Origin of the sequence: Pseudomonas sp. 478 (genome assembly GCF_003254125.1) — a bacterium.
Classification (GTDB): domain Bacteria; phylum Pseudomonadota; class Gammaproteobacteria; order Pseudomonadales; family Pseudomonadaceae; genus Aquipseudomonas.
On record NZ_QKZG01000011.1, the window covers coordinates 114381 to 134170 of the forward strand.

Here is a 19790-nt window from a genome sequence, read left to right on the forward strand (position 1 = left end):
TTGCTCGCGAATGCAGAGTGTCAGTCGACATCAATATTGACTGACATGGCCCTTTCGCGAGCAAGTCGAATCGTCGCACCGCCGCTCCCACATTTAATCTTCATAAGGCTTTCGTTATCTGATCGGTTCCAACCCCATGGCGATCATCGGTTTGCTCCGTGCATAACGGCTCAAGCGTTCGGCCATGGAGTAGGGCAGTGGCGGGTCGAAGGTAAAACCGCGACGTTCATAAAACCCGCGCAAGTCCGGATGACAAAACAGCCACACCGGGCCTTCAAGCTCCTTGAGCGCCTCGGCGATCAACGCAGCAGCGATGCCCTGTTCACGGCAGGCCGGATCGATAAACAAACCCGTCAGCCAATGCCCGTCCGCCACCGGTCGCAAACACAGTGCGCCAATGATCTCCTCGCGCCTGGCCACCCAGAGTTGAGCGTCGCGGACGGCTTTCATCGACGATTGATGAGTGCGATAAAACTTGTTCATCAAGGGCCACAAAGGCTCGGCGAGCAAGGTGTACTGGGTGTTGGGCATGGTCTTCGACTGTCGGTGCGCAAAGCGGGCGATTATAAAAGAACGCGCGCGCAGCGATAGGTGTATACCTGATCTCACATCCCGTATGAGTGGAGTAAGTATCATGGCCAAAGGCATGGATTCAAAAAAAGCGGCAAAGAAAAAACCGGCAAAAACCGCCGATGAAAAGCGCGCGGACAAGAAGGCCAAGAAGGTGGATGTGTTCGGTCATTGATCCCGCATTGATTGATCGTTCCCACGCTCTGCGTGGGAATGCGGCCCGTGACGCTCCGCGTCACTGGACGCAGAGCGTCCCTAGAGGCATTCCCACGCAGAGCGTGGGAACGATCGTCATACGATCCTTGAAATAATCTGCAAGATTTTCCTGCGTCATTGCACAGAAGGGGACTGGTCCCCGATCTGAGCAACGCCATGCCCCATTATTTCGATACCGCCCACCGTGAAGAAATCGAAACCCTGCGCCAACGCCTGACCGCTCGCACCGAGTGGCCGACCTGGTTGCTGCTGATCGGCGTGTACGTCGGCTGGTTCAGCATCGTGCTTGCCAGTGGCTGGTTGGGCCTGTGGTGGAGCACTGTGCTGTTGATTCCATTGGTGGTGCTCTGGTTGTCGGTGCAGCACGAATTGCTTCACGGTCACCCCACCCGCTGGACATCGCTGAACAAGATCCTCGGCTACGCGCCGTTCGCCGTCTGGTATCCCTACACCCTGTATCGCGACAGCCATTTGCTGCATCACTGCGACGAAGACCTGACCCTGCCCGGTCGCGATCCGGAAAGCCGTTACCTGAGCGCCGAGCAATGGCAGGAGAGTTCGCTGTTCGAACAAGACCTGCACTGGCTGAACAAAACCGTGCTCGGACGCTTCGCCCTCGGTGCACCGCTGGCCTTGCTGACGCTGGCCAGGGAAGAACTGCAACGTCTAAAAGCAGGTGAGCGACAGGCTTGGTTGATGTGGTTGAGCCACGGTGCGTTGACCCTGCTGATGTTGCTGTTTATCGCCCGTTACAGCGTGCTGCCGGTGTGGCATTACCTGTTGCTGATCAGCGTGCCGGCGCTATCGATTGCGATGATTCGCTCCTACTATGAACACCGTCCCCACGCCGAGCCCGAGCAAAGGACGGTCATCAATGAAGCGGCCTGGCCGTGGCGCTGGCTGTTCCTCAACCTCAATCTGCATTTGGTGCATCACGACTTGCCCGGGCTGCCCTGGTACGACTTGCCCCGCGCCTACTGCGCGCGTCGCGAGCAATGGCTGGCGCGCAGCGGCGGGTTTCTGGTGCAGGGTTATGGGCAGTTGTGGTGGGAGAATGGAGTGAAAGCCATCGATAGCCCGCGACATCCGTTTCACTGATTTCATGATCGACCCCCCCCTGTGTGCGAGCCCTGTGGCGAGGGGATTTATCCCCGTTGGGCTGCGGAGCGGCCCCGGCATTTCAAAGTTAAAACGCGTTTACGACTGCTTCGCAGCCGAACGGGGTGGTGCGGCATTCCGATAAATCCCCTCGCCACAGGGCTCGCTCCCACATTTGAATGTCGTTGTATTGGAAGATTTCGATGACACAACACCTCGCTGAACTCCTGATGTACGTCGCCCCCGAACCGATCCGCGAGGCCAACGAGCGCTGGCTGACGCGAATGCTTGAGCGACTGGGTGCCACCCGCCGCAACGCCGAAGGCCTTTCGCTGATGGACCTCTGGCTGTCCCCGCACCTTCTGCTGACTCAAACCTGCGGCTACCCGCTGATGACCGCGTTGCGCGGTCGGGTCCGGGTCGTCGGTCGTCCTCGCTATGAGCTGCCGGACGCTAACGGCGGCAATCATTGCAGCCTGTTGCTGAGTCGCGCCGATGATCCACGGCGCAGCCTGCCGGCCTTTCGCGACAGTCGTGGGGTGATCAATGGCGAAGACTCCAACAGCGGCATGAACCTGCTGCGTCATCGACTGGCGCCGCTGCATCAAGAGGGGCAGTTCTTCGCCAGTGTCAGCATCAGCGGCAGCCACCGCGAAAGCCTGCGCGGGTTGCGTGAAGGGACCGCGGACCTGGCGGCCATCGACAGCGTCACCTTCGCCTATCTGGCGCGACACGCCGAAGAAGAAGTGGCCGGCCTGCGGATCATTGCGCGAAGTGCGTTCAGTCCGACCTTGCCGTATATCACCGCCGCGACCGTCCCCGATGAACAGGCCGAGGCGTTGCTGCAGGTGATGAACACGACGTTGCAGGAATTGCCCGAAGTCAGGGAAATCCTCGGTCTGCAAGAGGTATTGCCGGCCAGCGAAAGCGACTATCAGATCGTGCTCGACTATCAGCAAGAGGCTGAGGCGTTGGGGTATGGGCGATTGCGGTAGGCTGCGTTCTTTTGATGTTTAATTCCATAACGGAATATAAAAATGCTTTTTAAATATTATTAATGAATAAGGCTCCTTGCTAGGATCGCGTCACCGGAACACCGGACATTCAGCGACCCCTAACCCTTGGAGCCTCTATGTCCGGCACCGACCTTTCCCATCGCAACGACGTGGGCGGAGTGTTCCGCGCGCATTACCCCTGGCTGTGCACACGGTTGCGACGGCATCTGGGCGCCAGTTCCAGCGTCGAAGACATTGCTGCCGAAACTTTTTTACAGCTGCTCGAATCGCCGGGGCTGACTCCGATGCGCGAGCCTCGTGCCTTACTCACCACCATTGCCCAGCGGTTGATCTATCAGCTCTGGCGCCGCCGTGAGCTGGAGCGCCAACACCTCGATCAGTTGCAACACCTCGATCAGCCTCAAGCAATCTCGCCCGAAGAACGGCTGCAACTGACTCAGGCCTTGCAAGGCCTCGACCGTACGCTGGAGCGCCTGCCGGGCAAGGTTCGCGCAACGTTCCTGTTGTCGCGAATCGACGGTCTGACCTACCCGCAAATCGCCGCCGAACTGGGCATTTCCCAGCGCTCGGTCAGCGTTTACATGACTCGCACTCAAGCCCTGTGCGCCCGGCACAGCGCCAACCAATCCTTGAATCCCCTGACCCGGAGGTCCGCATGAGATCGATCAAAACCCTGCTCGGCAGTTCGCTGCTGGCCCTGAGCCTTGTGGCAACCCACGTTCCCGCTGCGGAGAAAACCGCGCCGATCCATTTCGGTGACATCACCTGGGAAAGCGGCAGCCTGATCACCGAAATCCTGCGATTGATTGTCGAGAAAGGTTACGGCTACCCGACCGATACCTTGCCGGGCAGCACCGTCAGTCTCGAAGCGGCGTTGGCCAAGAACGATATTCAAGTGATCGGCGAAGAGTGGGCCGGGCGCAGTCCGGCGTGGGTCAAAGCCGCCTCGGAAGGCAAAGTGTTTGGCCTGGGCGACACGGTCAAAGGCGCCACCGAAGGCTGGTGGGTGCCGGAATACGTGATCAAGGGCGACCCCGAACGCGGCATCAAACCCCTGGCCCCGGAGCTGAAATCCGTGGCCGACCTGGCGCGCTACAAGGACGTGTTCCGCGACCCGGAAGACCCGAGCCGAGGACGCTTCCTCAATAGCCCGACCGGCTGGACCTCGGAGATCGTCAACAGTCAGAAACTCAAGGCCTATGACCTGACCGGCAGCTTCGTCAACTTCCGCACGGGTTCTGGCGCTGCGCTGGATGCCGAGGTGGCTTCGTCGATCCGTCGAGGCAAACCGGTGCTGTTCTACTACTGGTCGCCGACGCCGCTGTTGGGCCGTTTCAAACTGGTGAAGCTCGACGAGCCGGCCTTCGACGCCGACGCCTGGAAGACCCTGGCCGACGCCAACAACCCGAATCCAAAAGGCACGCGGTCGATGCCGGCAAGCCTGGCGATCGGCGTGTCCGCGCCGTTCAAGGCGCAGTACCCGGACCTGGTGGCGTTCTTCGAAAAGGTCGACCTGCCGATCGATCTGCTGAACCACACGCTCGGCCAGATGAGCGAAAAGCGCCTGCAACCGCGTCAGGTGGCCGAAGCTTTTTTGCGTGATCAGCCGCAGATCTGGAAGGGCTGGGTGCCGGGGGAGGTGGCGACCAAGGTGAGTGGGAGTTTGTAGTTTTTTCTGATGCTTCAGCGGTGTTTGTCAAATAGCTTTCGCGAGCAAGCCCGCTCCCACAGGGGATTTCTGGTGTTCACAAAATCTGTGTTCACTGGAGATCCCCTGTGGGAGCGGGCTTGCTCGCGAAGGGTCTTGCGCCTTACTCCGACTCAGCGGCCAATGCAGCCTTCACGCCAGGCCGAGAATCCACCCTCGCCTGAAACCGCACCAACGCCGGCCACTGCTTCAAATCAATCCCAAACAGCGACGTCCAACGCAACACCGTAAACAAATACGCATCGGCAACGCTGAACCCGTCAGCCATCAAATAATCCTGGCGCTCCAGCGTCTGGCTCAACACAACAAAACGCTTGAACAGTTTCTCCTTGATCAGCGCTTTCACCTCATCCGGGAACTGCGAACTGAACAGCCAGCCCAGCCCGCCATGAATCTCTGTCGAAACGAAATTCAGCCATTCCTGCAACCGTACCCGCTCGAACGTTCCGCTCACGGGTACCAGGTTCGCTTCGGGTCGCAGTTCTGCCAGGTATTGCAGGATTGCCGGGCCTTCGGTCAGTACTTGGCCATCGTCCAGTTGCAATGCCGCGACGTAACCCTTGGGGTTGATGGAGAGGAAGTCCTCGCCGTTAGCGGTTCGCTTGGTGGTGTTGTCGACGCGGATCAATTCGAACGGCAGATCGAGTTCGCGCAGCACGATATGCGGCGCTAGCGAGCAGGCGTGGGGGGCGTAATACAACTTCATCGGCAGGGCTCTGGCTGGGGATTTGCGCCAGTGTCATAGTGCGCGGCACCCTCGGTAAAATTAATCTTTCAGAAAACCACCATAAGGAAAGCTACTGCCATGATGAATCTGATGCATTGGCGAATGGTGGTGGCAGTGGCTGACACGGGCAACATTACCCGGGCTGCCGAGCGGATCGGCATGACCCAGTCCGGTGCCAGCCAGGCCTTGGCGTTGATTGAAGAAACCCTGGGCGTTCAGTTGTTCAGTCGGGAGAATCGCCAGACCTTGCCGACGGCAATCGGCTTGTCTGTGATCGAACACGCGAGAACCATGCTCGGTGCCCTGGAGAACATCCGCAGCAGCGTCGATGCCACCAAAGACATTCAGCGCGGGACGATTCGCCTGGCCAGTTTCCCCATGGTGCTGGCGACTTTCCTGCCGCCGCTGCTGCGTCAGTTCAATCGGCTTTATCCCGGCATTCAGGTGGTCGCGCTGGAGGTCAGCGATGATGAAGTGGAAACGCTGCTGGGTGCCGGGCTGGTGGATGTTGGCGTGGTGTTGAACCCGGCGCCTGAGCGCAATGCCGGTCGGCTGGGACGTGATGCCTGGATGGCGGTGGTGCCTGGCGGCCATCCCTTGGCTCGGCGTTCGAATGAAGAAGGCGTCTCCCTGGCGGAGTTGGTGGAGCAACCTTTTGTACTGGCCACGGGCGGTTGTTCGACCAACGCTCGCAGCCTGGCGGAGGATGCCGGACTGCAGCTGCGCGACGTTAGGGTTGAGGTCCGTGAATGGAGCAGTGCGTTCACCCTGGTGCGGGAAAACATCGGCGTGACGCTGGTGCCGGAGATGACACTGCCGAGCCAACTTCAGGGGCTGCGCGTGGTGCCGGTCAAACCGCGTATCGATCGCGAATTTGCCTTGGTGGCCGCTGCGAACAAGCCACCCTCGGCGGCGGTGCAGGTGTTGATGGGCATGCTCGCTGAGAAATGATGCATACCGATGCTGAACCGATTTTGTCCTCAATAGTGGCCGACTAGTGGCCTTGCGTACCGGCCTCGCCTGTCTATGCTGACTCGTAACTAACTATGTCGACCGCTATGTGAAGGCCGTCATACACGTGAAAAGTGTGCGCAACCCAAGGCACCGACGCTGAACAACACGGAGCTGTCCGGTCAATGGAATGTCTTATCAGAACGTTAGGGCTGGTCCGATTCCGGGCTATCAAGAGAAGGATGTCTTGATAAGAGCGTTGCTGCATGGACTCTCCGATTAAACATCATTGATCACCTGACCCAGTCCTTCCTGTGGAGGGATGCGTGTGCCTGTTCCTTGGAATGTAGTGGTGGAGCTGTTGAAAGACCAAAGAACTTTCATCAAACAAAAGACCGCGCTGAAGGTGATCTATGTTTAACCGACATCACAAATCTGACTTGCTGGAAATCGAACGATTCAGTTGCGCGCTGGCCGAGGCTAACGCGAAGTTGGCCGCGGTCAGTCGCTCGATGGCAATGATTGAGTTCACCCCCGAAGGCATCGTGCTCGATGCCAACGACAACTTTTGCAGTGTCATGGGTTACAGCGCCGAAGAAGTGCGCGGCAAGCATCACCGGATCTTTTGCGAAGAAGCGTTCTATCGCAGCGAAGCCTACGCCAAGTTGTGGCGTGACTTGGCCCGTGGCGAGCCGGTGAGCGGGACCTTTTTACGCTTGGACAGGAACGGCAAGGAGATCTGGCTTGAAGCCAGCTATATGCCGGTGTTCGGCGCTGATCGTCAGGTTCGCAGTGTGATCAAAGTCGCCACTGACATCACAGCCAGGACCTACAAGGAGCACGAAAACGAGAGCATGCTCGCGGCGATCGGTCGCTCCATGGCGGTGATTGAATTCACCCCGGATGGCAAGGTCATCACCGCTAACGACAACTTCTTGAAGACGATGCATTACTCGCTCAGCGAAGTGGTGGGCCAACATCACAGCCTGTTTTGTCATCGTGCCGAAGCCGAATCCCAGGCCTACAAAGCGTTTTGGGCCTCGCTCAATCGCGGCGAATATCACTCGCACCGTTTCGAGCGCAAAGACAAGCACGGTCATACGGTTTTCCTGGAAGCTTCCTACAACCCGCTGTTCGACACCAAGGGCCGGTTGTACAAAGTGGTCAAGTTCGCCAGCGACATCACCGCTCAGGTGACCACCCTGCAAACGGCCGCGGAGTCGGCCCACAGCACCTCGGTTCAAAACGATGCTTGTGCGCAGAAGGGGTCGCAGGTGGTGCAGCAAACGGTGCAGACCATCCAGGACATTTCCAAAGACTTGAACGAAGCGGCGCTGAGTATTGATGCCGTGAGTAAACAGTCCGACATCATCGGTACCATCGTTCAGACCATTCGTGGCATTGCCGATCAGACCAACCTGCTGGCGCTCAACGCCGCGATCGAAGCGGCCCGGGCCGGGGAGCACGGGCGCGGGTTCGCGGTCGTCGCCGATGAAGTTCGCAGCCTGGCGGCACGAACGAGTCAGGCAACGGTGGAGATCGTTGAAGTGGTGCGCAAGAACCACGATTTGTCATTGAGTGCGGTGTCGAGCATGCAGTCCAGTTTGAGTCGAACCGGGCTTGGGGTGGAACTGGCGAACGAGGCGGGAGCGGTGATTATGGAGATTCAGCAAGGATCGCGGCATGTGGTGGATGCGATCAGTCAGTTCAACTCGACGTTGCAGATCAGTTAGCGTCGGCCTGAACGAATTGCCCCTTAATACTTTAAAGGGGCAATTCTTATCACTCGAAACGTTCATGTTTTACAAGTGGCGCCTGACCTATTCGGTGAGTGAGAAACTGCCTTCTATCTCCGCACTTTTCTGCGGGTCATGACTGCTTACAGCGATGAATTGATACGTGCCCCTCACAAATTTTTTTTCAAGGTCCACTTCGATCAAGGTGATATTTCCCGACTGTTCTTGCCCGATCCAGGAACTATCAGGGTCTCGAGGGTTGTAAAAACCTCCGACTCTTCTACCGTTGTCGAACGGATATGAGCCAGGTTTGATTTCGCCATCATATATACCTAACTGGACTCCCCAGCCTACAGGGAAGTCATCTCGGGCGAACCCGCCAACTATGAGTTCATATTCTTTAACGCTGAAAACGATTTGCTTGGCTGGAAGGATTAGCTCTTCGCCGCCATGTTCCCTGATTGTTGCACTGAACAGCCCGACGGCTTTTTTATTACTCATGGGTCATCTCCTTTGCCACTTTACAAACAGAGCCGCGGTGAACTATCGACGCGGAGGAGACACATGATTTTCCACTCGGATAATGCTGTCTACTGACAGAAGTGACAGTCAGGTTCTTTGCGGAAGAAGAATTGGACCAACGGTCATACTGTTGAAAACTGCAGCCGAGAAAACGCGGGCCGCTCAAGGCAGGCCATTGCAGCCATGTTTCAGGAATCCCGGGCGTTGTGCCAACCGTTGGAAATACTCGTCGATAGCCGGGTAGTCGGGGCGCTCCATCGGTGTCATCAGCCAGCGGTTGATCGACAGCCCGATGACGATGTCCGCCAGCGTGAAGTGCGGCCCGGCGACATACGCTTTGGTGGCCGCGAGCTGATGCTCGAGGATGCCCATTTTCTGATTCCAGCCGTGTACACCGGCGGCAATGTGATGCGGGTCCTGGAACTCCGGATCTTTGCGTACCAGCGCCGTGAACGCATAGCTCCAGGAGGCATTGAGTTCAGTCGCTTGCCAATCCATCCACTGTTCAACCCGAGCGCGGGCCGCCGGATCGTGGGGTAGCAGATCGGTGTTGTGGTGTTTGCCGGCCAGATAGCGGCAGATGGTGTTGGACTCCCACAGCACGCCTGCCTCATCGATGATCACGGGCACCAGTGCGTTGGGATTGAGCCTCAGAAACTCCGGCGTGTGGGTCGACGCATAACCGCCGCCCCAGTCTTCACGTTCGTAGGCAACACCCAGTTCCTCACAGGTCCACAGGACTTTTCTGACGTTGATGGACGAGGCTTTGCCCAGAATCTTCAGTGCATGTTCCATTGAGCTACTCCGTTAGCGATTCGACGCTTCAGGAATCTAACAGGTATTCAGCGTTTTCAAACCGGATCCGACAGCGCCGAAGTTGGCGAAGTTGGAACACTATCAAGGTTAGTTGAAAACCCACGGCATGGGCGATGCGCCGTTCTGACGCTCTGCGTGGGAGCGATCACAGCGTCAGGTACTCTCGCGCACCTTCAACTCAAACCCCATGTCCTGCACCGGTTTGGCCACGGTGTTGCCAGCCATCAACGTCAACATCTGCTCCGCCGCGCGGCGGCCGATGGCTTCTCGCGGGGTGCTGATGCTGCTCAGGCGCGGGACCATGTGGGCCGAGGCCGGCAGGTCGTTGAAGCCGAGGATCGCCACTTGTTCGGGGATCTTGATCCCGCAGCGCATGGCTTCGAGCAGTGCGCCCTGGGCCAGGTCGTCGTTACCGAAGAAGATCGCGTCGACATCGGGATGAGTGACGAGCAGTTGCAGGAACAGTTCGCCACCAAGGCCGACGGAGGAAGAGCGAGGTGTCAGGACTTCCAGGTCCGGGTCATACAAACCGGCCTTTTGCAGGGCTTTGCGGAAACCTTCGCCACGCAGCAACGTGCGTTGATCCAGTTGCGCGCCAATGTAGGCCAGACGCTTACGACCCCGTGACAGCAAATGCCCGGCCGCTGTCTCGCCAGCCGCGAGTTGCGAAAAGCCCACGCAATTGAGCCCGGCTGCGCTGTCCAGTTCCATCATGTACACGCATGGAATGTTGCTGGCCTCGATCATCCGGCGCGAACTTTCAGTGCGGTCGAAACCGGTCAGCAACAAACCGCGAGGCTGATACGCCATGTAGTTGCGCAGCAGGTTTTCTTCTTCATCACGTGAGTAATGGAAGTTCCCGATCAGTACTTCGAAGCCCTTTGGTCGCAAAACCTGATGAATGGCTTCCAGCGTGTCGATGAACAGCAGGTTGGACAGTGACGGCACCAAAACCACGACGGAATGGCTCTGGGCCGAGGCTAACGCGCGGGCGGCGGGGTTGACCACGTAGTTCAGGTCGAGGGCGGCTTTCTGCACTTTTTCCACCAGTTCGGTGGCCACCGTGCTGACCCCGCGCAGGGCGCGAGAGGCGGTGATCGGGCTGACACCGGCCAGGCGTGCGACTTCGTTCAAAGTGGGGCGGCCAGTGGTGCGCGTATTTTTATCGTTTTTAGGGGAGATCATCGGACGGCTTGCCAAACAAAATTCGAGGCACTAAGGTAGCGCTGTCTCGATGCAGCTGCAAATGCGTGAGCGGGGTTTGCCTGATCCCCGTTTTTTGGCGTTGGGAACGAACATGCTGCAACCCACAAAAATGACAAGAAGGCGTCGGCAACTTCTGCTTTTTCTGGTGTCATAACTGGCAAAGGTAGCGCTGTCTGCGCGCTGAGGTGTTACATGAATCATCCCATCACCGCCCTGGTCATCATGGGCGTTGCCGGTTGCGGCAAGACCTGCGTCAGCGAGGCCTTGTGCCAACTCAGCGGCGCGACCGCCATTGAAGGCGACACTTTCCACCCTGCCGCCAATATCGAAAAGATGAGCGCGGGAATCCCCCTGAACGACGAAGACCGTGCCGGCTGGCTCGACAGCTTGTGCGATGAATTGCGCCGCATAGACGCCAAGGGCGAACGCCCGGTGCTGACCTGCTCGGCCCTCAAACACAGTTACCGCGAACGTCTGCGCAGCGCCTTGCCGGGCCTGGGCTTTGTGTTCCTTGAACTGACCCCTGAAGTGGCCGCCGATCGTGTCTCCCATCGGCCGGGCCATTTCATGCCGTCGACGTTGATCGACAGCCAGTTCGCCACCCTTGAATCGCCCGTTGGTGAGCCCCTGACCCTGGCTCTGGACGCGTCGAACCACAGCGTCGAGCAATTGGCGAAGCAAGCTCATGACTGGTGGCAGGCTCATGGCCTGAAACACGCCGTATGAGTTTTGCCAGAAGAGATAGCGCTGTCCTGTTGGCTTGCGAATTACCCGCTTTAATAACAACAACAACCAGGAGACACCCCTAATGTTTGGCATGTCCCACGAGACGTTCCTGCTGCTCGATGCAGTGGTCACGGTGATCGGGCTTATCGTCCTGATCACCAAGTTCAAGCTTCATCCGTTCATTGCCCTGATCATCGCCGCCGCCTTTCTCGGGCTGACCTCCGGCATGCCGATCGGCACCATCATCAAGGCGTTCCAGGACGGCTTCGGTGGGGTGCTCGGTTTCGTCGGGATCATCCTTGCGCTGGGCACGATGCTCGGCAAAATGATGGCCGAGTCGGGCGGGGCGGATCAGATTGCCCAGACCCTGATTCGCGCGTTCGGCAAGGACAAGGTGCAGTGGGCGATGATGTTCGCGGCCTTCCTGGTCGGCATTCCGCTGTTCTTCGAAATCGGTTTCGTACTGCTGATCCCGCTGGTGTTCATCGTGGCCCGGCGTACCGGCGTGTCGATCATCAAGATCGGTATCCCGCTGCTGGCCGGTCTGTCCGCCGTGCACGGTCTGGTTCCGCCGCACCCGGGTCCGTTGCTGGCCATCGGCGTGTTCGGTGCCGACATTGGTAAAACCATCCTCTACGGCCTGATCGTTGCGCTGCCAACGGCCATCATCGCCGGCCCGATCTACGGCACATTCATTTCCAAGTACATTCCGGGTCATCCTAACCAGGAACTGGTCGATCAACTGGCGCGCGAGCCAGAGGCAGCTGAGCTGCCGAGCTTCAGCATCACCCTGATCACCGTGCTGCTGCCGGTGTTCCTGATGTTGCTCAAGACCTTTGCTGATGTAGTGCTGCCGGACGGCAATTTCTTCCGCACCTTCATGGACCTGATCGGTCACCCGATCTCGGCGCTGCTGCTGGCGTTGCTGCTGTCGCTGTACACCTTCGGCCACCGTCAGGGCATGGGCTCGAGCAAGATCCTCAAGTTGCTCGACGCAAGCCTTGCGCCGACCGCCGCGATCATTCTGATCATCGGTGCCGGTGGTGGCTTCAAGCAGATGCTGGTGACCAGCGGCGTGGGTGATGTAATCGGCCACATGGCGGTGAACGCGCAGATCTCGCCGATCCTGCTGGCCTGGCTGGTAGCCGCGGTGATCCGTATCGCCACCGGTTCGGCAACCGTGGCGACCATTACCGGCGCGGGCATCGTGGTGCCGGTGGTGGGAATGATTCCGGGTGTGAACCGTGAGCTGCTGGTACTGGCGACCGGTGCCGGTTCGTTGATCCTGTCGCACGTGAATGACGCGGGTTTCTGGCTGGTGAAGCAGTACTTCAACATGACCGTGGCGGAAACCTTCAAGACCTGGACCGCGATGGAAACCATCCTGTCCGTGGTGGGCCTGGGCTTCATCCTGCTGTTGTCGTTGTTCGTCTAAACACACCGCAAAACCAAATGTGGGAGCGAGCCTGCTCGCGATGAGGGCTTAACATTCAACAAAGAGGTTGAATGTTAGTCAGTCATCGCGAGCAGGCTCGCTCCCACAGTGTTATGTGCAGGGCATCAAGATTTACTAATCAACCCATCCGCCCGGAACATCCCGCGAATTCCGCGAATGGCCTGACGTATCCGGTCCTGGTTTTCGATCAGCGCGAAGCGCACATGATCATCGCCATACTCACCAAACCCTACGCCCGGCGAGACGCAAACCTTGGCCTCGGCCAGCAGTTTCTTGGCGAACTCCAGCGAGCCCAAATGCGCATACGCCTCGGGAATCTTTGCCCAGACGTACATCGACGCTTTCGGATTCTCGACCATCCAGCCCAGTTCATGCAGGCCTTTGACCAGCACGTTGCGACGCTGCCGATACTGCTCGGCGATGTCTTTGACGCACTGCTGATCACCTTCCAGCGCCGCAATCGCCGCGACTTGCAGCGGGGTAAACGTGCCGTAGTCGTGATAACTCTTGATCCGCGCCAGGGCGTTGACCAGTTCGGCGTTGCCGACCATGAAACCGATGCGCCAACCCGCCATGTTGTAGCTCTTGGACAGGGTGAAAAACTCCACCGCGATGTCCTTGGCGCCTGGCACTTGCATGATCGACGGGGCTTTCCAGCCGTCGTAAACGATGTCGGCGTAAGCCAGGTCGTGCACCACCAAAACGTCGTACTGCTTGGCGAGGGCGATCACCCGCTCGAAGAAATCCAGCTCCACGCACTGGGCGGTGGGATTCGACGGGAAGCCGAGGATCATCATTTTTGGTTTCGGGATCGAGCCGCGAATGGCGCTTTCCAGTTCGGCGAAGAAGTCCACGCCCGGAATCAACGGCACCGAACGCACCTGCGCGCCGGCAATCACCGCGCCGTAGATGTGAATCGGGTAGCTCGGGTTCGGCACCAGAACGGTATCGCCCTGGTCGAGGGTGGCCAGCATCAAGTGCGCCAGGCCTTCCTTGGAACCAATGGTGACGATGGCTTCGCTTTCCGGGTCGATGTCGACCTCGTAGCGATCCTTGTACCAATTTGATATCGCCCGGCGCAGACGCGGAATGCCCTTGGACGTCGAATAACCGTGGGTGTCTTCGCGCTGGGCGACAGTCACCAGTTTTTCGACGATGTGCGGCGGAGTAGGGCCATCAGGGTTGCCCATGCTGAAGTCGATGATGTCTTCGCCACGACGACGGGCGGCCATCTTCAGCTCGGCAGTGATGTTGAATACGTAAGGGGGGAGTCGATCTATGCGCGCAAAGCGGCGCGGCGAACCTGGGTTAGCCATTGTTGCCTCGGATAACGTGAGCGCCCGGAACCGTCCGAGCGACGCTGGTCACTGCGGTGACCTGTGGCGGAATGTAAGGGGTGATGTGGCAAACTGTCCAGCGACTATGTAAACAAATTTGTCCGAAGGAAATCGGTTGATGGAATTTACCAGTGGCTTCTTGCTGAGCCTTTCGCTGTGCCTGGACATCGGCGTGGCCAACATTGCGATGATCACGCTGGCGATGCAGCGTGGCTATTTTCAAGGCTTCGCGCTGGGTTTGGGGACGTGCGTCGGCGACCTGATCTACGCCGTGCTGGCCTTGGCCGGGATGACCGTTTTGCTGCAATACGAAAGCGTGCGCTGGGTGCTGTGGATCGGCGGTTCGGCGCTGTTGTTGTACTTCGCGGCGAAGATGATCTATTCGGCGATTCACCATGAGGCGGTACTGGCGCAGGCCGAAGACGTGGGACAGAACTCCCATCGGCGCGAGTTTTTCCGCGGGATCTTCCTCGCCATGTCGTCGCCCAGCGCCATTCTCTGGTTCGCGGCGGTGGGCGGCACATTGATCGCTCGCTCCGGCGGCGGTGGCGCCCTCAGCTCGGCGCTGTTTCTCGGCGGGTTTCTGTGCGCCGGGGTGCTCTGGTGCGTGGCTTTGTGTTTCGCCGCGAGTCACGGCGGCAAGTTGCTGGGCGACAAATTGCTGCGTTATTCCTATATGGCATCGGCAGCGATCTTCTGCTATTTCGCGGTCTACGTGATCCTATCGGGGTATAACGAGTTCGTTGGTGCAGGTGCTGTCGAACCGTTGAATGCACTGTAATTGGGCGAATTCGGTTTGGCTTCTATACTCCCAGCCGAACCCACTTTTTTGTTCCAGGAGTTGAGCCATGGATGAGCAAACAGGCGTCGAAACGGCCACGCCACGCTTCGAGCACGGGCACTTCCTGCTCATTGCCGGGCTTGGCGGCCGATTTACCCAGGAAACCTCCAAGAAAATCCCCGAACTCTGGGAGAAATTCATCCCCGAGATTGGCAAAATCCCTGGTCAAAAAAACGAAGTGACTTACGGCATCTGTTGCAATCCGGATGGCAAGGGTGGCTTCGAATACATTGCCGGCGTTGAAATCAGCAAGCTCGACGACTTGCCGGATAAATACCGTTGGGTCGAGGTCCAGCCTCAGCACTATGCGGTGTTCGAACACAAAGGCCCTCTCGATCAGTTGCCCCAGACCTTCCAGTACATCTGGAAAACCTGGCTGCCGCAGTCCGGTTATCAGGCGGCGGACGCACCGGAGTTCGAACGCTACAGCGAAGACTTCAACCCGAAGCTCAACACCGGCGTGCTGGAAATCTGGCTGCCGCTCAAGCCTTGATTGCCGCAGGAGGCGGACTCGGCGTCCGCCTCCATCTCGTTACTTGCCTTGCTTCATCCGTCGCGCTCGCAACAGGTCAATCGTCAACGTGATAAAGCCAAACGAGCTGATGCCCAACAACATAAGAAGTCCGATCTGAACGCTGCTCATGGTGTGTTCCCCTTATTGATGGCCAGAGACAGGACACATCAATAATCCGCACTGACAAGCAATGACAGCGCCTATACGCAGGCTTTACGGCGCCTGCGGTGATCGATATGAACACCTTATTAATTTATGATCCCCAGCCTTCCTCTCGCTGATTTCGAGCTGCCATGAACACCGTCATCCGCCACGTCACACCTGCTGATCTGGACCGCTGCTACGCCATCGAAACCGTTGCCTACGAAGGCGACGAAGCCGCCACCCGCGAAAAAATCGCCACGCGCATTGCCACCTGGCCCGAAGGTTTCATCGTGGCTGAAGTCGACGGCGTTGTAGCCGGTTTCATCAATTCCGGTGCGGCGTTTCAAGTCGAGATGTCGGACGAGGCGTTCAAGGAACTGATCGGCCACGACCCGGCTGGCCCGCACGTAGTCATCATGTCGGTGGTGGTGCACCCGGATTATCAGGGGCAGGGACTGGCGAAGCGGTTGATGGGCGAATTCATCGAGCGGATGCGCGCGCTAGGCAAGACCCACATCCATCTGATGTGCAAGGAGCGGCACATTCCGCTGTATGCCGGGTTTGGCTTTGCCTACATCAAGCCTTCAGCGTCTGACCATGGCGGGATGGCGTGGCATGAAATGGTGTTGGCGTTGGGAAAGGAGCAAATGAGTTCTTGAGATAAGTTTTTTAATGGCCTAAATTCAGACCTTGTTGCATTGGCCATCCTGTTCGGGTGGTGAGCAGAGGAATGAATGATGCGAGTTGAAACTATCAGTTTTGTTAAAAAGAATGCGGCAGCGCTGGATCTTTCCGAGCCGATGCTCGTCACTCAGAATGGCGTTCCGGCTTATGTGATCGAATCCTACGAGGAGCGTAAGCGGCGAGATGAGGCCATCGCGCTGATCAAACTTCTTTCGTTTTCTTCTCGCGACAAAGAGCAGGGTAAGCTGATTTCCGGCGACACTTTGCTGGCCAGACTGGCGCAGCGGCGACAATCGCAGCAAGACGATAACGATGCCTGAGGCCTTCAGGGTAGAGTTTGCGACCGCTGCGGAGCATGGCGTTATTTCGCTGGAGTACTATCTCACGCAGCAATGCGGTCAAAAAAAAGCCGCAGAGCAGGTTGATCAACTGGTGATGCAGATCGTTACGGCTCTGAGCAATCAGGCCCATGTTTACGGTGTTTGTCAGGAAGCAGCATCGCTTGGGGTCACTCATTTTCGTGAGTACTTACCCATGGGACAGCGGGTTTTGTATGAGGTGTTCCCGAGCGAAAACCTTGTAGTGGTCGCTTTGGTTATCGGTCAGCGTCAAAGTATCGAGAAGCAGTTGCTCGACTACTGTCTTCTCCTTTAACCGCTAGTCAAATCTCAAAAGGGTTGCCGCAAGGCAACCCTTTTTCGTGTTCGTTCAAGAGCATCCCGTTCTTCAATGCTGTTGAGCATAACCACCTCAGAAAAACAGGCCCATGCGCCGTTCGTAACCGATCCGGCCCCTGTAGGCTTCGCCGCTGTCGACCCAGCCGAATTTTGCGTAAAGCGCGATGGCCGATGCGTTATCCGCATCCACCGACAACTCCAGCCCTTTTATTTCCGGAAATGCCTGGCGCGCCACGTCGGGCAGGGCTTGCAGACAGGCCTTGCCATAGCCTTTGCCCTGAGCCCGATGATCGACTTGCAGTGCGTGAAGGGTGGCGCTGTGTTCATTGGCCCACGCCGGCAATACGGGCGGGCGCTTGAGCAGCAGAAAGGCCACGGGAACATCTTCGACCAGTAGCGCGAATCCTTTGACGCCGGGACCGGGTTTGGACAGCAGGGTGTGCAACGCACCGTGAATGTCGCCGGAGAACCTGATTTGTTCTTTGTGAACTTCAATGGCCTCGACCTGCTGGCGCTGGAGCGCGTTCAGACTGTCGTAAGGCACGAGTCGGGCTGTCACTGGAGTGTCCTTTTTCCAACATAAATGTGTTTCGGATTCTAACGAGTTTGCGTCCATGGATTATTTTTATTTGGACTGTCGATTTGGCTTTTCGCCAGACGACTAAGGGTGTCTTCACAACAAAAACCACGGAGAACCACCATGAACGCTACCCACGAAATCCAGACCCTGATCGACACCTATCGTCAGGCGGTCATCGCCAAGGATGTCGAGAAACTCATGCCCCTGTATGCCGAGGACATCGTCTCCTACGACGCGGTCAAGGCCCTGCAGTTTCGGGGCAAGGCCGCCTACCGCGCGCATTGGCAGGAATGCATGGAAATGTGCCAGGGCGCGCACAAGTTCGACTTCGACCATATGAACATCGTGGCGGACGAGCACATCGCCTTCGCCCATTGGCTGGCCCATTGCGGCGGCACCAACGAGAAGGGCGAAACCCAAGCCTGCTGGATGCGCGTGACCGCCTGCTATCGGCGCGACGATGGGCAATGGCGCATCGTCCACGAACACTGGTCGGCCCCGTTCGACATGATGAGCGGCACGGTGCTGTTCAACCTGGAACCCTGAGCGCCCTGCTGATTCGTCGGGAATGTCGCGAAAGCGTCAATCTGCATCCATAGTTGATCCGTTCGATTCAGGAGAGCCCCATGAAGTATTTATGCCTGGTCTACAGCAACGAGCACGAGTTGCACTCGCTGCCCGAAAGCCCGAATGACGCTGAATGCATGGCTTACGCCGAGGCGATCCAGGGCAGCGGCCGAATGGTCGCCGCCGAGGCGCTGGAATCGGTGCAGACCGCGACCACGGTGCGGATGCGCAACGGGAAGATGTCGATCACCGACGGCCCGTTCGCTGAAACCAAGGAGCAGTTGGCCGGCTTCTACCTGATCGATGCCAAGGACCTCAATGAAGCCATCCAGGTCGCCGGCAACATTCCGGCGGCCCGGGTTGGCTGTGTCGAGGTGCGTCCCGTTCGTCAGTTGAACCCCGGCGCCTGATGTCGGCCGAGTCGGTACGGGCGCGGGTCGAGCAGGTTTACCGCGAAGACTCACGGCGGATTCTGGCGACCCTGATCCGTTTGCTCGGCGATTTCGATCTTGCCGAAGAAGCCTTGCACGAGGCGTTTTTCGTCGCGGTCGAGCGCTGGCAGCGTGACGGTGTGCCGGACAATCCGCGTACCTGGCTCGTGTCCACCGGGCGTTTCAAGGCCATTGATGTGTTGCGTCGGCGCGCACGCTTCATCGCGTCGCAACCGATGCTGATCGCTCAACTGGAGGCGCTGGAGCAGGCCGACTGGAGTGACGAAGACGTGGAAGACGATCGCTTGCGCCTGATCTTCACCTGTTGTCACCCGGCACTCGCGGCGGACGCCCAGGTGCCGTTGACGCTGCGCGAAGTCTGCGACCTGACCACGGAAGAAATCGCCCGGGCTTTTCTGTCGGCGCCAGCGACCATCGCCCAGCGCATCGTGCGCGCCAAGGCGAAAATCCGTGACGCAAAAATTCCGTATCAAGTGCCGACCCTGGCGGAATTGCCCGAGCGCCTGGACAGTGTGCTGCGGGTGATTTACCTGGTGTTCAACGAAGGCTATTCCGCGTCCATGGGCGCGGAACTGACCCGTGAGGATTTGACCCGCGAGGCGATTCGGCTCGCTCGTTTGTTGATGGAACTACTGCCCGAACCCGAAGTGATGGGGCTGCTGGCGCTGATGCTGTTGCACGAGTCCCGACGCCCGGCCCGGACGTCGGCGAGCGGGGAATTGATCGTGCTGGATGAGCAGGACCGTTCGTTGTGGAACGCCGGGATGATTGCTGAAGGTTGCGCACTGGTGGAGCGTGCACTGACAACCCGGCGCTTCGGGCCTTACTGCCTGCAAGCGGCGATTGCGGCGTCGCATGCCGAAGCGCCCACGGCAGCGGAAACGGACTGGCTGGAGATTGTGGGTCTGTATGACGTGCTGTTGCGGGCAGCGCCTTCGCCAGTGATCGAATTGAACCGTGCGGCGGCGATCTCCAAACGGGATGGGCCGTTGGCGGGGCTGACGTTGATCGAAGGGATTCTGGCGCGGGGTGATTTGCTGGATTACCACTTGGCACACGCGGCGCGGGCGGAGTTTTGTCGGCAGTTGGGAAGGGTTGATGAGGCGCGGGCGGCTTATGAGCGGGCGTTGGAGTTGACGCAGCAAGTGCCGGAACGGCGGTTTATCGAGGCTCGGTTGCGGGAGCTGAAGTGATGTGATCTTGCGGGCCTCTTCGCGAGCAAGCCCGCTCCCACAGGTTTAGCGCA

At 58.4% G+C, this 19790-nt stretch carries 22 protein-coding genes and 2 pseudogenes; 17 read left to right on the forward strand and 7 right to left on the reverse strand.

Going from position 1 to position 19790, the window contains the following annotated elements; all coding sequences use genetic code 11:
* Positions 1–114 precede the first annotated feature (114 nt).
* Positions 115–531, reverse strand: coding sequence for a GNAT family N-acetyltransferase (locus DFS28_RS22435; RefSeq protein ID WP_111451482.1), 417 nt, complete (start codon positions 529–531; stop codon positions 115–117).
* 411 nt (positions 532–942) lie between these two features.
* On the opposite strand from DFS28_RS22435, the gene DFS28_RS22440 reads away from it, so the two are divergent.
* The 4 genes from DFS28_RS22440 to DFS28_RS22455 all read left to right on the forward strand — a co-directional run bounded on the left by DFS28_RS22440 (position 943) and on the right by DFS28_RS22455 (position 4569).
* Complete coding sequence (locus DFS28_RS22440) at positions 943–1884, forward strand: fatty acid desaturase (protein ID WP_111451483.1); 942 nt, start codon at positions 943–945, stop codon at positions 1882–1884.
* A gap of 203 nt (positions 1885–2087) precedes the next feature.
* Complete coding sequence (locus DFS28_RS22445; protein ID WP_111451484.1) at positions 2088–2879, forward strand: phosphate/phosphite/phosphonate ABC transporter substrate-binding protein; 792 nt, start codon at positions 2088–2090, stop codon at positions 2877–2879.
* 137 nt (positions 2880–3016) lie between these two features.
* Positions 3017–3559, forward strand: a complete 543-nt coding sequence (locus DFS28_RS22450) for a sigma-70 family RNA polymerase sigma factor (protein WP_111451485.1) — start codon at positions 3017–3019, stop codon at positions 3557–3559.
* Positions 3556–4569, forward strand: coding sequence for an ABC transporter substrate-binding protein (locus DFS28_RS22455; RefSeq protein WP_111451486.1), 1014 nt, complete (start codon positions 3556–3558; stop codon positions 4567–4569). The genes DFS28_RS22450 and DFS28_RS22455 overlap by 4 nt, the downstream gene beginning before the upstream one ends.
* A 142-nt stretch (positions 4570–4711) precedes the next feature.
* On the opposite strand, the gene gstA is transcribed toward DFS28_RS22455, so the two are convergent.
* Complete coding sequence (gene gstA, locus DFS28_RS22460; protein WP_111451487.1) at positions 4712–5314, reverse strand: glutathione transferase GstA; 603 nt, start codon at positions 5312–5314, stop codon at positions 4712–4714.
* A 99-nt stretch (positions 5315–5413) separates the two neighbouring features.
* Between gstA and DFS28_RS22465 the strand changes: the two genes are divergently transcribed.
* From DFS28_RS22465 to DFS28_RS31260, 3 genes and pseudogenes are all read left to right on the forward strand, one after another.
* A complete protein-coding gene (locus DFS28_RS22465) occupies positions 5414–6286 on the forward strand; it encodes a LysR family transcriptional regulator (protein WP_111451488.1) in 873 nt (290 codons plus the stop codon).
* A gap of 518 nt (positions 6287–6804) precedes the next feature.
* Positions 6805–7476, forward strand: a pseudogene (locus DFS28_RS31255) (PAS domain-containing protein); the annotation flags it as partial.
* A 111-nt stretch (positions 7477–7587) separates the two neighbouring features.
* Positions 7588–8019, forward strand: a pseudogene (locus tag DFS28_RS31260) (methyl-accepting chemotaxis protein); the annotation flags it as partial.
* A gap of 87 nt (positions 8020–8106) precedes the next feature.
* On the opposite strand, the gene DFS28_RS22475 reads toward DFS28_RS31260, so the two are convergent.
* From DFS28_RS22475 to DFS28_RS22485, 3 genes are all read right to left on the reverse strand, one after another.
* Positions 8107–8523, reverse strand: a complete 417-nt coding sequence (locus DFS28_RS22475; RefSeq protein ID WP_111451490.1) for a hypothetical protein — start codon at positions 8521–8523, stop codon at positions 8107–8109.
* Between the two features lie 183 nt (positions 8524–8706).
* On the reverse strand, positions 8707–9339 hold the full coding sequence (locus DFS28_RS22480) for a glutathione S-transferase family protein (RefSeq protein WP_046056179.1): 633 nt from the start codon (positions 9337–9339) through the stop codon (positions 8707–8709).
* A 174-nt stretch (positions 9340–9513) separates the two neighbouring features.
* Complete coding sequence (locus tag DFS28_RS22485) at positions 9514–10545, reverse strand: LacI family DNA-binding transcriptional regulator (RefSeq protein WP_111451491.1); 1032 nt, start codon at positions 10543–10545, stop codon at positions 9514–9516.
* 213 nt (positions 10546–10758) lie between these two features.
* On the opposite strand from DFS28_RS22485, the gene DFS28_RS22490 reads away from it, so the two are divergent.
* Positions 10759–11292 carry a gluconokinase gene (locus DFS28_RS22490; RefSeq protein WP_111451492.1) on the forward strand — a complete coding sequence of 178 codons (534 nt, stop codon included), beginning with the start codon at positions 10759–10761 and terminating at the stop codon, positions 11290–11292.
* An 82-nt stretch (positions 11293–11374) separates the two neighbouring features.
* The gene (locus DFS28_RS22495) at positions 11375–12727 is read left to right on the forward strand and encodes a GntP family permease (protein WP_111451493.1); all 1353 of its coding nucleotides are present in this window, start codon (positions 11375–11377) and stop codon (positions 12725–12727) included.
* Positions 12728–12852: 125 nt separating this feature from the next.
* Here the strand turns inward: DFS28_RS22495 and alaC are convergent, their stop codons facing one another.
* Positions 12853–14064 carry an alanine transaminase gene (gene alaC / locus DFS28_RS22500; RefSeq protein WP_008151144.1) on the reverse strand — a complete coding sequence of 404 codons (1212 nt, stop codon included), beginning with the start codon at positions 14062–14064 and terminating at the stop codon, positions 12853–12855.
* Positions 14065–14203: 139 nt separating this feature from the next.
* On the opposite strand from alaC, the gene DFS28_RS22505 reads away from it, so the two are divergent.
* From DFS28_RS22505 to DFS28_RS22525, 5 genes are all read left to right on the forward strand, one after another.
* The gene (locus DFS28_RS22505) at positions 14204–14866 is read left to right on the forward strand and encodes a LysE family translocator (RefSeq protein ID WP_111451494.1); all 663 of its coding nucleotides are present in this window, start codon (positions 14204–14206) and stop codon (positions 14864–14866) included.
* Between the two features lie 67 nt (positions 14867–14933).
* The gene (locus tag DFS28_RS22510; protein ID WP_111451495.1) at positions 14934–15419 is read left to right on the forward strand and encodes a GyrI-like domain-containing protein; all 486 of its coding nucleotides are present in this window, start codon (positions 14934–14936) and stop codon (positions 15417–15419) included.
* 314 nt (positions 15420–15733) lie between these two features.
* Entirely contained in the window at positions 15734–16243 is a 510-nt protein-coding gene (locus DFS28_RS22515; protein ID WP_111451496.1) for a GNAT family N-acetyltransferase, read from the forward strand.
* 78 nt (positions 16244–16321) lie between these two features.
* Positions 16322–16588, forward strand: a complete 267-nt coding sequence (locus DFS28_RS22520) for a type II toxin-antitoxin system Phd/YefM family antitoxin (protein ID WP_111451497.1) — start codon at positions 16322–16324, stop codon at positions 16586–16588.
* Entirely contained in the window at positions 16581–16922 is a 342-nt protein-coding gene (locus DFS28_RS22525) for a hypothetical protein (RefSeq protein ID WP_111451498.1), read from the forward strand. The genes DFS28_RS22520 and DFS28_RS22525 overlap by 8 nt, the downstream gene beginning before the upstream one ends.
* Positions 16923–17018: 96 nt before the next feature.
* Here DFS28_RS22525 and DFS28_RS22530 read toward each other — a convergent pair whose 3' ends face one another.
* A complete protein-coding gene (locus DFS28_RS22530) occupies positions 17019–17504 on the reverse strand; it encodes an N-acetyltransferase (protein WP_111451499.1) in 486 nt (161 codons plus the stop codon).
* A gap of 141 nt (positions 17505–17645) precedes the next feature.
* On the opposite strand from DFS28_RS22530, the gene DFS28_RS22535 reads away from it, so the two are divergent.
* From DFS28_RS22535 to DFS28_RS22545, 3 genes are all read left to right on the forward strand, one after another.
* The gene (locus DFS28_RS22535) at positions 17646–18071 is read left to right on the forward strand and encodes an SgcJ/EcaC family oxidoreductase (protein ID WP_008151160.1); all 426 of its coding nucleotides are present in this window, start codon (positions 17646–17648) and stop codon (positions 18069–18071) included.
* An 80-nt stretch (positions 18072–18151) separates the two neighbouring features.
* Entirely contained in the window at positions 18152–18502 is a 351-nt protein-coding gene (locus tag DFS28_RS22540) for a YciI family protein (RefSeq protein ID WP_008151161.1), read from the forward strand.
* Positions 18502–19737: an RNA polymerase sigma factor gene (locus DFS28_RS22545; protein ID WP_111451500.1), complete on the forward strand. Its 1236-nt coding sequence runs from the start codon at positions 18502–18504 to the stop codon at positions 19735–19737. Before DFS28_RS22540 ends, DFS28_RS22545 begins: the two co-directional genes overlap by 1 nt.
* Positions 19738–19790: the final 53 nt, after the last annotated feature.

Bases quoted from the DNA above. Each gene is read 5' to 3' on its own strand.
- DFS28_RS22435 (WP_111451482.1), bottom strand. From the start codon at position 531: ATGCCCAACACCCAGTACACCTTGCTCGCCGAGCCTTTGTGGCCCTTG.
- DFS28_RS22440 (WP_111451483.1), top strand. From the start codon at position 943: ATGCCCCATTATTTCGATACCGCCCACCGTGAAGAAATCGAAACCCTG.
- DFS28_RS22445 (WP_111451484.1), top strand. From the start codon at position 2,088: ATGACACAACACCTCGCTGAACTCCTGATGTACGTCGCCCCCGAACCG.
- DFS28_RS22450 (WP_111451485.1), top strand. From the start codon at position 3,017: ATGTCCGGCACCGACCTTTCCCATCGCAACGACGTGGGCGGAGTGTTC.
- DFS28_RS22455 (WP_111451486.1), top strand. From the start codon at position 3,556: ATGAGATCGATCAAAACCCTGCTCGGCAGTTCGCTGCTGGCCCTGAGC.
- gstA (WP_111451487.1), bottom strand. From the start codon at position 5,314: ATGAAGTTGTATTACGCCCCCCACGCCTGCTCGCTAGCGCCGCATATC.
- DFS28_RS22465 (WP_111451488.1), top strand. From the start codon at position 5,414: ATGATGAATCTGATGCATTGGCGAATGGTGGTGGCAGTGGCTGACACG.
- DFS28_RS22475 (WP_111451490.1), bottom strand. From the start codon at position 8,523: ATGAGTAATAAAAAAGCCGTCGGGCTGTTCAGTGCAACAATCAGGGAA.
- DFS28_RS22480 (WP_046056179.1), bottom strand. From the start codon at position 9,339: ATGGAACATGCACTGAAGATTCTGGGCAAAGCCTCGTCCATCAACGTC.
- DFS28_RS22485 (WP_111451491.1), bottom strand. From the start codon at position 10,545: ATGATCTCCCCTAAAAACGATAAAAATACGCGCACCACTGGCCGCCCC.
- DFS28_RS22490 (WP_111451492.1), top strand. From the start codon at position 10,759: ATGAATCATCCCATCACCGCCCTGGTCATCATGGGCGTTGCCGGTTGC.
- DFS28_RS22495 (WP_111451493.1), top strand. From the start codon at position 11,375: ATGTTTGGCATGTCCCACGAGACGTTCCTGCTGCTCGATGCAGTGGTC.
- alaC (WP_008151144.1), bottom strand. From the start codon at position 14,064: ATGGCTAACCCAGGTTCGCCGCGCCGCTTTGCGCGCATAGATCGACTC.
- DFS28_RS22505 (WP_111451494.1), top strand. From the start codon at position 14,204: ATGGAATTTACCAGTGGCTTCTTGCTGAGCCTTTCGCTGTGCCTGGAC.
- DFS28_RS22510 (WP_111451495.1), top strand. From the start codon at position 14,934: ATGGATGAGCAAACAGGCGTCGAAACGGCCACGCCACGCTTCGAGCAC.
- DFS28_RS22515 (WP_111451496.1), top strand. From the start codon at position 15,734: ATGAACACCGTCATCCGCCACGTCACACCTGCTGATCTGGACCGCTGC.
- DFS28_RS22520 (WP_111451497.1), top strand. From the start codon at position 16,322: ATGCGAGTTGAAACTATCAGTTTTGTTAAAAAGAATGCGGCAGCGCTG.
- DFS28_RS22525 (WP_111451498.1), top strand. From the start codon at position 16,581: ATGCCTGAGGCCTTCAGGGTAGAGTTTGCGACCGCTGCGGAGCATGGC.
- DFS28_RS22535 (WP_008151160.1), top strand. From the start codon at position 17,646: ATGAACGCTACCCACGAAATCCAGACCCTGATCGACACCTATCGTCAG.
- DFS28_RS22540 (WP_008151161.1), top strand. From the start codon at position 18,152: ATGAAGTATTTATGCCTGGTCTACAGCAACGAGCACGAGTTGCACTCG.
- DFS28_RS22545 (WP_111451500.1), top strand. From the start codon at position 18,502: ATGTCGGCCGAGTCGGTACGGGCGCGGGTCGAGCAGGTTTACCGCGAA.